Origin of the sequence: Streptomyces sp. NPDC056486 (assembly GCF_042795295.1) — a bacterium.
Lineage (GTDB): Bacteria > Actinomycetota > Actinomycetes > Streptomycetales > Streptomycetaceae > Streptomyces.
Genome location: NZ_JBHTSF010000112.1, coordinates 16,923 through 29,049 on the forward strand (window position 1 = coordinate 16,923; position 12,127 = coordinate 29,049).

The window sequence follows — 12,127 nt, forward strand, 5'->3', positions numbered from 1 at the left end:
GGATGAGGCGAGGGGCAGACCTCTTATTGTCCCTCATCCGCAGGACTGCCCGCGCGACTGCCCGCGCGGGCAGTCACACCCCGCCTGCACCACTGCCCACACGCCCGGCCTTCACCAGGCGGTGCAGCTCCTCCGTGGCCGCCTGTGATCGCGCGTCCGCCGGGACGTACGTCCCCAGGCGCGGGCCCTCGGCCGGGCCGAGCCACAGCCCGTGGTACGTGAAGTGCAGCGGCCCCACGACCGGGTTGTTGAACCGTTTCGTCTGGTCCACCGCCTGCATCACCTCGTGCCGCTCCCATAGTTCGCAGAACTCCGGCGAAGCCTTGCGCATCCGCCTGAGCAGCGTCTTCCACGCGGGGTCCGCGAGATGTACGGCCATCCGCCCCCGGAACCTCGCGACCATCCGGCGCATCGTCTCAGCGCGGTCGTCCATGGCGGCCTGCCAGGCGGGGTGCGTGAAGGTCAGCCACATGCAGTTGCGGTCCTCGGGCGGGAGCGCATCGAGGTCGGCGAGGAGATTTCCGTACGTGGAGTTGTAGGCGAGGATGTCGTAGCGGGCGTTCTGCACGCACGCCGGGTACGGCTCCAGCTGCGTGACGATCCGCAGCAGGCCCTGCGGGACCGACGCGATGTCGGCGGCCGGTGAGGGGTCGGCGGTGCCCGCGAGCTGGAAGAGGTGGGCCCGCTCGCCGGAATCCAGCATCAGGGCGCGGCAGAGCGCGTCGAGCACCTGGGCCGACACATGGATGGCGCGGCCCTGCTCCAGCCACGTGTACCAGGTGACGCCCACAGTGGAGAGGTGCGCGACCTCCTCCCGGCGCAGGCCCGGCGTGCGGCGGCGTGGGCCGCGGGGCAGGCCCGCTTGCTCGGGCGTGATGCGCTCGCGGCGGCTGCGCAGGAAGTCGGCGAGCTCGCTGCGGCGGACACGGTCGGGCTGCGTCGGTGCTGCGGTGTCCTCGATGCCCTCGATGCCCTCGATGCCCTCGGGTTCCGAGGTGTCCACGGTGTCCATGTGAACAGCTTGCCCGCGGAGCGACCCTGTTTCCAGGTAGTACAGGTACCAGGATAAAGAGACTCTGGTACCAGGCTGAAGGTTCGACGACCGTCGTACTCGTGAACCTCACGAACTCCACGGCCCACGTCCTCGAGCCCGCCCCGGCCGCCCCTCACACCCCGCCCGCGTCACCCACCTCCCCCTCCCCCGCCCTGACCCCGCTCGGCCTCCTCACCATCCTGCTCGGCGCCGCGCTCCCGATGATCGACTTCTTCATCGTCAACGTCGCCCTGCCCAGCATCGAACACGACCTGCACGCGTCCCCCGCCACCCTGGAGATGGTCGTCGCGGGTTACGCCGTCGCGTACGCCGTCCTTCTCGTACTTGGCGGTCGGCTCGGCGACACCTACGGGCGCCGCAAGCTCTTCCTCTGGGGCGTCGCCGCCTTCGGCGTGACCTCGCTGGCCTGCGGGCTCGCGCCCGGCGCCTGGTGGCTGGTGGGGGCGCGCGTCGCCCAGGGCGCCGCGTCCGCGCTGATGCTGCCGCAGGTGCTCGCCACCATCCACGCGACGACGCGGGGAGAGCACCGGACGAAGGCGGTCGCGCTGTACGGCTCGGTGGGCGGCATCTCCGTCATCCTCGGCCAGGTGCTCGGCGGCGTCCTGGTCTCCGCCGACATCGCGGCCACCGGCTGGCGCGCGGTGTTCCTGGTGAACGCCCCCGTCGCGGTCGCCGCCCTGCTCTGCGCGGTACGTTCCGTGCCGGACAGCCGCGCCGAGCAGCCCACCCGCAGCGACATCGGCGGCACGCTCCTGTTCGCCGCGTCCCTGATCGCCCTGCTGCTTCCCCTGACCGAGGGCAGGGCCGCGGGCTGGCCCCTGTGGTCGGTGCTGCTCCTGGCCGCCTCGCCGTTCCTCGCCTGGGGCTTCGCCCGCGTCGAGCTGCGCGCCGAACGCACCGGCGGCAGCCCGCTGCTGCCCCCGTCACTCCTTCGCGAGCCCGGCGTACGCAAGGGCCTGGCCCTCGGCCTGCCCATCTTCACCGGCTTCGCTGGCTGGATGTTCGTCAGCGCGGTGACCCTCCAGCAGTGGCTGGGGTTCAGCCCTTTGAAGGCCGGTCTGACCCTGATCCCCATGGGCGTCGTCCAGTTCGCGGCGTCGATGCTCGCCCCGCGCCTGGTGGCGCGGCTCGGCAGCCGCGCGATGACGCTGTGCGCGCTCGTGCACGGATCCGGCCTCGCGCTCCTCGCCCTGACGGTGCTGTGGACGCCGTTGTCGGCGCTGAGCCCGCTCGCCCTCGCCCCCGGTCTCGCCCTGTGCGGGCTCGGCCAGGGTGTGCAGCTCGCCCTCTACTACCGCATCGTGCTCGCCGCGGTACCGGCCGCGAAGGCCGGCGCGGGCAGCGGTCTCGCGGCGACGGTCCAGCAGTCCTGCCTTGCCGTGGGTGTCGCCACGATCGGCTCGCTCTTCCTGGCCCTGGTGCCGGGCCTGGGGATGCGGAACGCGTTCGCCATCGTCCTTGCGGTGCAACTGGCCGGGCTCATCGGCCTCGCGCTGCTGAGCCTGCGGCTGCCGCGGAAGCTCGCCTGAGGCGGGGGCGGCGGCGGGCTTTGCCGGTGCGGGTGCGTCGTGGTTGCTCGCGCAGTTCCTCGCGCCCCCAAAGTGCCCGGCGTTCCCAGCGCCCCTGACGGGGCGGTCCCCGACGCGCCGCCCGGCCCGCCGGGATACCGTCGAACTCATGCCCCCGCAAGAGCTGACGCACCGCCGACGCATGCTCGTCCTCGCCATCTGCTGCATGAGCCTGCTCATCGTCAGTCTCGACAACACCGTCCTGAACGTCGCCCTGCCCACCATGGCGCGGGAGTTCGACACGAACATCTCGGGCATGCAGTGGACGATCGACGCCTACACCCTCGTACTCGCCGCGCTCCTCATGCTCGCGGGGTCGACGGCCGACCGCGTGGGACGCAGGAAGATCTTCAAGGTCGGCCTGGTGATCTTCACGGTCGCTTCGGTGGCCTGTTCCCTCGCGCCCAACCTGGAATCCCTCGTGGCCTTCCGCATGGCCCAGGCGGTCGGCGGCTCCATGCTCAACCCGGTCGCGATGTCGATCATCACCAACACCTTCACCGATCCCCGCGAGCGGGCCCGCGCCATCGGGGTCTGGGGTGGCGTCGTCGGCATCTCGATGGCGGCGGGCCCGATCGTGGGCGGTCTCCTGGTGGACTCCGTCGGCTGGCGATCCATCTTCTGGATCAACCTGCCGGTCGGCCTCGCGGCGCTCCTCCTCACCATCCGGTACGTCCCCGAGTCCCGCGCCCCCAAGCCGCGCCGCCCCGACCCCGTGGGCCAGCTCCTGGTCATCGTGCTGCTCGGCGCCCTGACGTACGCGATCATCGAGGCCCCGACGGCGGGCTGGACGTCGCCGCTGATCATCGCGTTCGCTGCCGCCGCGCTCCTCGCCCTCGTCGGGCTGCTCGCCTATGAGCCGCGCCGCACCGACCCCCTCATCGACCTTCGCTTCTTCCGCTCGGCACCGTTCAGCGGGGCGACGGTGATCGCGGTCTCCGCCTTCGCCGCGCTCGGCGGCTTCCTCTTCCTCTCCACGCTCTATCTCCAGAACGTGCGCGGCCTGAACGCCCTGCACGCGGGCGTGTGGATGCTGCCGATGGCCACGATGACGCTGGTCTGCGCCCCGCTGTCGGGCCGTCTGGTCGGCAGCCGGGGCCCGCGCGTCCCGCTCCTCATCGCGGGGGTCGCGATGACGGTCTCGGGGGTCCTGTTCGCCGCCTTCGACGCGGAGACCACGAACGGGACGCTCTTCATCGGATACGCCCTCTTCGGGCTCGGCTTCGGCTTCGTGAACGCCCCCATCACCAACACCGCCGTCTCCGGAATGCCCCGCTCCCAGGCGGGCGTCGCCGCCGCCGTCGCCTCCACGAGCCGCCAGATCGGCCAGACCCTCGGCGTCGCGGTCATCGGCGCGGTCCTGGCATCCGGGGTGGGATCTTCGTCGTACGCGGCCGTCTTCACCGAAGCGAGCCGCCCCGCCTGGTGGATCATCGCGGGTTGCGGCCTGGCGGTCCTGCTCCTCGGCGCGCTGACGAGCGGCCGGTGGGCGAGGGAGACGGCACGGCGGACGGCGGAGTGCCTGGAGACCGGCCCGCACGGCCCGCAGGAACCGCCTGCGGATACAGCCCGCTCGGATCGGCGATCAGCCAAGCCCTGAGCGGATGCCCGAACTACGCTCGCGCTGTGACTGCGACTTGGGATTCCACGGCATCAGGCATACTCCGACTCCCCTCGGGCCGGCTCGTCCGCGGCCGGGGACTGCGCCACCCCCTCCCCGATGGCCCGACGCCCGGCTTCGCGCTGTACCTCCTCGGCAAGGAGCCGCCCGCCGTCGACTGGGAGGCCCGGTGGGTGCGCTGGCCCGACTTCCGGCTGCCCGCCGACCGCGCGGCGGCGACCGATGCCCTGCGCGAGGCGCTGGAGCGGTCGGAGACCGAGCGGGTCGAGGTGGCGTGCGGCGGCGGACAGGGGCGTACGGGGACGGCGCTTGCGTGCATGGCGGTACTGGACGGAGTGCCGGGCGATGAGGCGGTCGCGTATGTGCGGGAGCACTATGCGCCGCGGGCGGTGGAGACGCCGTGGCAGCGGAGGTTCGTGAAGCGGTTCGGCTGACGGCGGGGGCGGTAGGCGAAGGAGGGCGTGGAATGGCGGATCTGCGGCTGATCACGGGGGCGCCGGGGGCGGGCAAGTCGACGCTCCTGGCGCACCTGCGCCCGTACCTGCGCCAACACCTGCACCACAGCCCCTTCACCGTCGTCGACTTCGACGAACTGCCCGATCCCGACGGCCGCCTGCTGGGCATCGAGATCACCTCCACCGACGCGAGCGCCGTCTGGCCGGACTACAACCGCCTGTGGGTGCGCGTCGCGAGCATGCTGACGCGCGGGAACCAACCGGTCCTGGTGACCTGCCCGCTCACGCCGGCCGAATGGGAGGCCGCCGCGGCCGGTGTGACCGATGTGCCCGAGGCCGTGTGGGCGCGCCTGGACTGCGATGACGGGGACCGCCGTACACGTCTGGCAGCCCGCGGCTGGGACGACGCGGAGATCGGGGAGGCGCTCCAGGACGCGCGGGAACTGCGCGACCTCATCGGCACGGGATTCTCCACCTCCGGCCGCGCCCCTTCCGACACGGCCGCGGCGGTCGCGGCATGGCTCACCTCCGGATGACGCTCCGGATAACGCTCCGGATAACGCTCCGGATGACGATGGCGATGAGAGCCGACACATGACAGGTGACAGATAACAGATATTGAAATCTGTCATCTGTCATGTCATGGTGAATGCATGCGTACTCTTCCCCTCGGAACCACCGGCCCCCAGTCCTCCGCCCTCGGCCTCGGTGCCATGGGCATGTCCGCGCTCTACGGCGACGCCGACCGCACGGAGTCCATCGCGACCGTCCACGCCGCCCTCGAAGCGGGCGTCACCCTCATCGACACCGGCGACTTCTACGCCATGGGGCACAACGAGATGCTGGTCGGCGAAGCCCTCCGCTCCGCCCCCGCCGCGCGCCGCGAACAGGCGCTCACCAGCGTCAAGTTCGGCGCTCTCCGCGACCCGGACGGCGGCTGGTCCGGGTACGACGGGCGGCCGGCCGCGGTCAGGAACTTCGCGGCGTACTCACTCCAGCGGCTCGGCGTCGACCACATCGACGTCTACCGCATCGCCCGTATCGACCCCGACGTCCCCATCGAGGAGACCGTCGGCGCGATCGCGGAGCTGGTCGAGAAGGGGCACGTCCGCCACATCGGGCTCTCGGAGGTCGGCGCCGACACCATCCGCCGCGCCGCCGCCACCGCCCCCATCTCCGACGTGCAGATCGAGTACTCGCTCATCTCGCGCGGCATCGAGGAGCAGATCCTGCCGACGGTCAGCGAGCTCGGCATCGGGATCACGGCGTACGGAGTGCTCTCCCGCGGCCTCATCTCCGGCCACTTCACCCGCGACCGCAAGCTGGCCGCGAACGACTTCCGGTCGATGAGCCCCCGCTTCCAGGGCGAGAACCTCGACCGGAACCTCGACCTCGTGGACGCCCTCCGCAAGATCGCCGAGCAGAAGGGGGTCAGCGTCGCGCAGACCGCCATCGCCTGGGTGCTCACGCAGGGCCCCCGGCATGAGGCGGCGATCGTCCCGCTCGTCGGCGCCCGCAGCCGCGACCGTCTCACCGAGGCGCTCGGCGCCCTCGACGTGACGCTCGACGAGGCCGACCTCGCCGCGATCGAGCAGGCCGTCCCCGCGGACGCCGCCGCGGGTGCGCGCTACCCGGAGGCACAGATGGCTCACCTCGACAGCGAACGCTGATCGCCCCCAGGTACGGTCACTCTCATGGCAACCGGCACCCTGACCCCCGAGCGCATCCTCGAAGCCACGGAGGAGATGCTGCGCCGCCACGGCGCGGCCAAGGCCACCGTCGTGGACGTGGCCCGCGTGCTCGGGGTCAGCCATGGCACGGTCTACCGCCACTTCCGTACGAAGGCGGAGCTGCGCGAGGCGGTCACGAAACGCTGGCTGGACCGTACGTCGGAGTCCCTGTCCGGGATCGTCACCGGCACCGAGGGCCCCGAGACGAAACTGCGCCACTGGCTGACGGGCCTGTTCGCCGCGAAGCAGCACAAGGCGGGCGACGACCCCGAACTGTTCGCCACGTACACGGTGTTGGCGATCGAGAACAGCGGAGTGGTGGACCGCCACATCGCGGACCTCACAGGACAACTGACCGCAATCGTCCAAGAGGGCGTAAATCGAGGCGAGTTCACCACCCCGGACCCCGCCTCCACCGCCCGAGCGGTCTTCGACGCCACCAACCGCTTCCACGACCCGGCCTACGCCCCGGAATGGTCAGAGCCAGACATCGAACCCGCCTTCACGGCAGTGATCGACCTGGTACTGCGCGGCTTGCGCCGCTAGAGGCTGCCGCAGCTCAGCGAGGTCAGGGCACCGAAGGGTCCACCGTCGCCTGATGCTCCTCGGCGAGGTGTTCCTCCGCCTTGAGCCACGGCAGGAACTGGGCCCGTTTCTCCCAGCCGCACGTGTCGCAGTTCAACTGCCGTTGGACACCGGACTTCTGCACGTGCACGACATGCTCGCGCCCATGCTGGTCCCATCTGCTGACCTTGCTCGTGGTCGTCGAAGGCATGGCGAACAGTGTGCAGCAGAAGCCCCCGGATCCGTATGCGGATCCGGGGGCTTCTTTCAACCTTCACTCGACGAACGGCGAAGCGGGGCCGTGCGGCCAGGTGTCAGCAGCCCACCAGGCGCGAAGCGAGGTAGCCCTCGATCTGGTCGAGGGAGACCCGCTCCTGCTTCATCGAGTCACGCTCGCGCACCGTGACCGCGTTGTCGTCCAGGGTGTCGAAGTCGACCGTCACGCAGTACGGCGTGCCGATCTCGTCCTGGCGGCGGTAGCGGCGGCCGATGGCGCCCGCGTCGTCGAAGTCGATGTTCCAGTTCTGGCGCAGGGCCGTCGCAAGGCCCTTGGCCTTCGGGGACAGCTCCGGGTTGCGGGAGAGCGGGAGCACCGCGACCTTCACCGGGGCGATGCGGTGGTCGAAGCGCATGACCGTCCGCTTCTCCAGCTTGCCCTTGGCGTTGGGCGCCTCGTCCTCGATGTAGGAGTCGAGGAGGAAGGCGAGCATGGTGCGGCCGACGCCCGCCGCGGGCTCGATGACGTACGGAGTCCAGCGCTCGCCGGCCTCCTGGTCGAAGTAGGACAGGTCCTGGCCCGAGGCCTTGGAGTGCGCGGAGAGGTCGTAGTCCGTGCGGTTGGCGACGCCCTCGAGCTCGCCCCACTCGCTGCCGCCGAAGCGGAAGCGGTACTCGATGTCAGCGGTGCGCTTCGAGTAGTGGGAGAGCTTCTCCTTCGGGTGCTCGAACCACCGCATGTTCTCCTCGCGCAGGCCCAGGCCGGTGTACCAGTTCCAGCGCTGCTCCATCCAGTACTCCTGCCACGTCTCGTCCTCGCCCGGCTTGACGAAGAACTCCATCTCCATCTGCTCGAACTCGCGGGTCCGGAAGATGAAGTTGCCGGGCGTGATCTCGTTGCGGAAGGACTTGCCCATCTGCGCGATGCCGAACGGCGGCTTCTTGCGCGAAGTCTGCTGGACCTGACCGAAGTTGGTGAAGATGCCCTGCGCGGTCTCGGGGCGCAGGTAGGCGACGGAGCCGCTGTCCTGCGTCGGGCCGAGGTGCGTGGAGAGCATGCCGGAGAACTGCTTGGGCTCGGTGAACTGGCCCTTGGTGCCGCAGTTCGGGCAGTTGACGTCGGCGAGGCTCTCCGGCGGGCGGCCGTGCTTGGCCTCGTACGCCTCTTCCAGGTGGTCGGCGCGGTGGCGCTTGTGGCAGGAGAGGCACTCGGTCAACGGGTCGGAGAACGTCGCGACGTGACCCGAGGCCTGCCAGACCTCCGTGGCCAGGATCACCGACGAGTCGATACCGACGACGTCCTCACGCGAAGTGACCATGTAGCGCCACCACTGGCGCTTGAGGTTCTCCTTGAGCTCGACGCCGAGCGGCCCGTAATCCCAGGCGGCGCGCTGGCCGCCATAGATCTCACTGCACGGGTAAACAAAGCCACGGCGCTTGCTCAGGCTGACGATGCTGTCGATCTTGTCGGCGGCCACGGTGCTCTCTTCATTACGACGGTGGGCGAAGCGAATGACTCAGGTTACCGGCGGCCTTACCCCCGTAATCAAATCGGTTCCCGGGTCGGTGCCCGCGGAGACCCGTAGTTGACAATCGTTTCCACATTTGTTGAAAATGAGTGTCATGAACGTACGTCGCCTCATACCCACCGCCGCCGTCGCCTCCGCCACGGTCCTCGGCCTCACGGCCCTGTCCGCCTGCTCGTCCTCCAGTGCCGCGGACAAGAACGGTGACGGCAAGCTGAACGTGACGGCGTCGTTCTACCCCATGCAGTACCTGGCCCAGGAAATAGGCGGCGACCACGTCTCCGTCGACACCCTCACCAAGCCGGGCGTCGAGCCGCACGACCTGGAGCTCAGCCCGAAGCAGACCGCCTACCTCGGCGAATCGGACGTCATCCTCTACCTCAAGGGCATCCAGCCCGCCGTCGACGACGCCATCGGCCAGTCCGGCGTGAAGAACACCGTGGATGCCGCGGAGCTGACCAAGCTGGAGAAGCACGGCAGCGGGGTCGGCCACGACCACGGCGGCGAAGAGCACTCCGAGGACGAGCACTCCGAAGAGGAAGAGCACGGCCACGAGAGCGAAGCCGGCACCGACCCGCACATCTGGCTCGACCCGGTGAAGTACGCCGAGGTCGCCAAGGGCGTCGGCAAGGCGATGGAGAAGGCCGACCCCGACCACGCGGCGGCGTACAAGAAGAACACCGATGCCCTGGTCAAGAAGCTGGACGGCTTGAACACGAAGTTCGAGAACGGCCTGAAGAACACCAAGTCCAAGACCTTCATCACCACGCACTCCGCCTTCGGCTACCTCGCCGAGCGCTACGGCCTGGAGCAGGAGAGCATCGCGGGCGTCGACCCCGAGTCGGACCCGAGCCCCGCCCGCATCAAGGAGCTCCAGGACATCGCCAAGGAGGACAAGGTCTCCACGGTGTTCTTCGAGACCCTCGCCAGCGACAAGACCGCCAAGACGCTCGCCACCGACGCGGGCCTCAAGACGGACGTCCTCGATCCCCTCGAGGGAATTACGGACAAGTCCAAGGGCGATGACTACATCGGGGTCATGGAGTCCAACCTCGCCGCGCTCCAGAAGGCCCTCGGCGCGAAGTGAGAGACGTGAAGTGAACGAACAGCCAGCAGCATCGGAGGCGCACGCCATGGGAGCCACGGAAGGCACGGAAGCCACGACCGCAGCCGGGTCCGGCCCGCCCGTCATATCCGTGCGGGCGGCCACGGCCACCCTCGGCGCGCGCCCCGTGCTGCGCGGCATCGACCTCACCGTCGAGCGCGGTGAGGTCGTCGCCCTGCTCGGCGCGAACGGCTCGGGCAAGTCCACCGCCGTCCGCTCCGTGATCGGCCAAGTCCCGCTCACCGGGGGCGACATAAGCCTCTTCGGCACCCCCCTGAAGCGCTTCAGGCAGTGGGCCCGCATCGGCTACGTACCGCAGCGCACCACGGCCGCGAGCGGCGTCCCCGCGACGATCCGCGAGGTCGTGTCGGCAGGACGCCTCTCGCGTACGAAGCTGGCGAGCCTGGGCTGGACGACGAAGGCCGACCGCGCGGCGGTCGACCGGGCCATCGGGCTCGTCGGCCTCGCCGACCGCGCCAAGGACTCCGTGAGCGCCCTCTCCGGCGGCCAGCACCAGCGCGTGCTCATCGCCCGCGCGCTCGCCTCCGAGCCCGAGCTCCTGATCATGGACGAGCCGATGGCGGGCGTCGACCTGGCGAGCCAGGAGATCCTCGCCCAGACCCTGCGCGAGCAGGTCGCGGCCGGTACGACGGTCCTGCTCGTGCTGCACGAGCTCGGCGCCCTTGAGCCGCTGATCGACCGCGCGGTCGTCCTGCGCGACGGCTGCGTGACGCACGACGGTCCGCCACCCAAGGCCACCGGCCAGCACGCGCTGCCCGGCCACGACCACGTACATCCGCACTCGGCCGACGAGCACGAGCCGATCCGCACAGGACTGCTGACCTGATGATGATGGAAATCTTCCAGACCGAATTCATGCAGCGGGCGCTGATCGCCGCCGTCCTCGTCGGCATCACGGCCCCCGCCATCGGCATCTACCTCGTCCAGCGCCGCCAGGCCCTGATGGGCGACGGCATCGGCCACATCGCCATGACGGGCGTCGGCCTCGGCTTCCTGCTCAACTCCAGCCCCGTGTGGATGGCGACCCTCATCGCCGTGGTCGGCGCGGTGACCATGGAACTGATCAGGGCGTACGGCAAGACGCGCGGCGACATCGCCCTCGCGATGCTCTTCTACGGCGGTATGGCGGGCGGGGTCCTGCTGATCAACCTCTCGGACACCGGCTCCAACGCGAACCTCTCCTCGTACCTCTTCGGCTCGCTCTCGACGGTCTCGGACTCCGACGTCACGGCGATCTGCCTGCTCGCGGCCTTTGTGGTCCTGGTCACGGTGGGCTTGCGCAAGCAGCTGTTCGCGGTGAGCCAGGACGAGGAGTTCGCGCGGGTGACGGGCCTGCCCGTGCGCGTCCTCAACCTCCTCATCGCGGTCACGGCGGCGGTGACGGTGACCGTCGCGATGCGTGTCGTGGGCCTGCTCCTGGTGAGCGCGCTCATGGTGGTGCCGGTCGCCGCGGCCCAGCAGATCACCCGCTCGTTCAAGGTGACGTTCATCCTCTCGGTGGTCATCGGCACCGCCGTGACGCTCTCCGGCACGGTCACGTCGTACTACCAGGACGTGCCGCCCGGCGCGACGATCGTCCTGATGGCGATCGGTGTCTTCGTCGTCCTGACGGCGCTCGCGACCCCCCTGGCCAGGCGCCGGGCACGGACCGTGGCCGCCGCGGACGCGACCTGCACGGCGGACGTCCCCAAGGGCGTACCCGAGGCGCGGCGCCCGGCGGACGAGGTCACCGCCTGAGAGCGAGCTGGCACAATGGCCCCACGGGATATGACAGATGTGCGGGCGATCGTGCGAGTTTTTCAGTTGAGGAGGCACCTGTGACAACAGCTGCGGGACCCCCGGTACGAGGCCGATCCACCCGGCAGCGCGCCGCGGTGGCGGCGGCCCTGGGCGAGGTGGACGAGTTCCGCAGTGCGCAGGACCTGCACGACATGCTCAAGCACAAGGGCGATTCGGTGGGCCTGACCACGGTCTACCGGACGCTCCAGTCCCTCGCCGACGCCGGCGAGGTCGACGTGCTCCGCACCGACGAGGGCGAGTCGGTCTACCGCCGCTGCTCCACCGGCGACCACCACCATCACCTGGTCTGCCGGGTGTGCGGCAAGGCGGTCGAGGTCGAGGGCCCGGCGGTCGAGAAGTGGGCCGAGGCGATCGCCTCCGAGCACGGGTACGCGAACGTGGCGCACACGGTCGAGATCTTCGGCACGTGCGCCGAGTGCGCGGAGGCCGCCGCGAAGCAGAAGTGACCTGAACGCACTTGTGGGCCC

General features: G+C 70.0%; 13 protein-coding genes. 10 read left to right on the forward strand and 3 right to left on the reverse strand.

What is annotated here, in order from left to right:
• Positions 1-73: 73 nt before the first annotated feature.
• Positions 74-1,012, reverse strand: coding sequence for a helix-turn-helix transcriptional regulator (locus ACFQ7F_RS32670; protein ID WP_383278323.1), 939 nt, complete (start codon positions 1,010-1,012; stop codon positions 74-76).
• A gap of 101 nt (positions 1,013-1,113) precedes the next feature.
• Between ACFQ7F_RS32670 and ACFQ7F_RS32675 the strand changes: the two genes are divergently transcribed.
• The 6 genes from ACFQ7F_RS32675 (at position 1,114) to ACFQ7F_RS32700 (ending at position 6,974) form a co-directional block, all read left to right on the forward strand.
• Entirely contained in the window at positions 1,114-2,583 is a 1,470-nt protein-coding gene (locus ACFQ7F_RS32675) for an MFS transporter (RefSeq protein ID WP_383278326.1), read from the forward strand.
• Between the two features lie 148 nt (positions 2,584-2,731).
• A complete protein-coding gene (locus ACFQ7F_RS32680) occupies positions 2,732-4,222 on the forward strand; it encodes an MFS transporter (RefSeq protein WP_383278333.1) in 1,491 nt (496 codons plus the stop codon).
• 26 nt (positions 4,223-4,248) lie between these two features.
• On the forward strand, positions 4,249-4,677 hold the full coding sequence (locus ACFQ7F_RS32685; protein WP_383278336.1) for a protein-tyrosine phosphatase family protein: 429 nt from the start codon (positions 4,249-4,251) through the stop codon (positions 4,675-4,677).
• A 32-nt stretch (positions 4,678-4,709) separates the two neighbouring features.
• Positions 4,710-5,234 (forward strand): hypothetical protein, encoded by a 525-nt coding sequence (locus ACFQ7F_RS32690; RefSeq protein ID WP_383278339.1) that lies wholly within the window; start codon positions 4,710-4,712, stop codon positions 5,232-5,234.
• A gap of 117 nt (positions 5,235-5,351) precedes the next feature.
• Positions 5,352-6,368: an aldo/keto reductase gene (locus tag ACFQ7F_RS32695; RefSeq protein ID WP_383278342.1), complete on the forward strand. Its 1,017-nt coding sequence runs from the start codon at positions 5,352-5,354 to the stop codon at positions 6,366-6,368.
• A 24-nt stretch (positions 6,369-6,392) separates the two neighbouring features.
• Entirely contained in the window at positions 6,393-6,974 is a 582-nt protein-coding gene (locus ACFQ7F_RS32700; protein WP_383278345.1) for a TetR family transcriptional regulator, read from the forward strand.
• Between the two features lie 22 nt (positions 6,975-6,996).
• Here the strand turns inward: ACFQ7F_RS32700 and ACFQ7F_RS32705 are convergent, their stop codons facing one another.
• Together ACFQ7F_RS32705 and ACFQ7F_RS32710 are read right to left on the reverse strand one after the other, a co-directional pair.
• Complete coding sequence (locus tag ACFQ7F_RS32705) at positions 6,997-7,203, reverse strand: hypothetical protein (RefSeq protein ID WP_383278348.1); 207 nt, start codon at positions 7,201-7,203, stop codon at positions 6,997-6,999.
• Between the two features lie 103 nt (positions 7,204-7,306).
• Positions 7,307-8,686: a glycine--tRNA ligase gene (locus tag ACFQ7F_RS32710; protein ID WP_383278351.1), complete on the reverse strand. Its 1,380-nt coding sequence runs from the start codon at positions 8,684-8,686 to the stop codon at positions 7,307-7,309.
• 145 nt (positions 8,687-8,831) lie between these two features.
• Here ACFQ7F_RS32710 and ACFQ7F_RS32715 point away from each other — a divergent pair, with 145 nt between their 5' ends.
• The 4 genes from ACFQ7F_RS32715 to ACFQ7F_RS32730 all read left to right on the forward strand — a co-directional run bounded on the left by ACFQ7F_RS32715 (position 8,832) and on the right by ACFQ7F_RS32730 (position 12,106).
• The gene (locus ACFQ7F_RS32715) at positions 8,832-9,821 is read left to right on the forward strand and encodes a metal ABC transporter substrate-binding protein (RefSeq protein ID WP_383278354.1); all 990 of its coding nucleotides are present in this window, start codon (positions 8,832-8,834) and stop codon (positions 9,819-9,821) included.
• Between the two features lie 46 nt (positions 9,822-9,867).
• Positions 9,868-10,686 (forward strand): metal ABC transporter ATP-binding protein, encoded by an 819-nt coding sequence (locus ACFQ7F_RS32720; RefSeq protein ID WP_383278357.1) that lies wholly within the window; start codon positions 9,868-9,870, stop codon positions 10,684-10,686.
• Between the two features lie 5 nt (positions 10,687-10,691).
• Complete coding sequence (locus ACFQ7F_RS32725; RefSeq protein ID WP_383278368.1) at positions 10,692-11,597, forward strand: metal ABC transporter permease; 906 nt, start codon at positions 10,692-10,694, stop codon at positions 11,595-11,597.
• Positions 11,598-11,677: 80 nt separating this feature from the next.
• Positions 11,678-12,106 (forward strand): Fur family transcriptional regulator, encoded by a 429-nt coding sequence (locus ACFQ7F_RS32730; RefSeq protein WP_383278360.1) that lies wholly within the window; start codon positions 11,678-11,680, stop codon positions 12,104-12,106.
• The last annotated feature ends 21 nt before the right edge of the window (positions 12,107-12,127 follow it).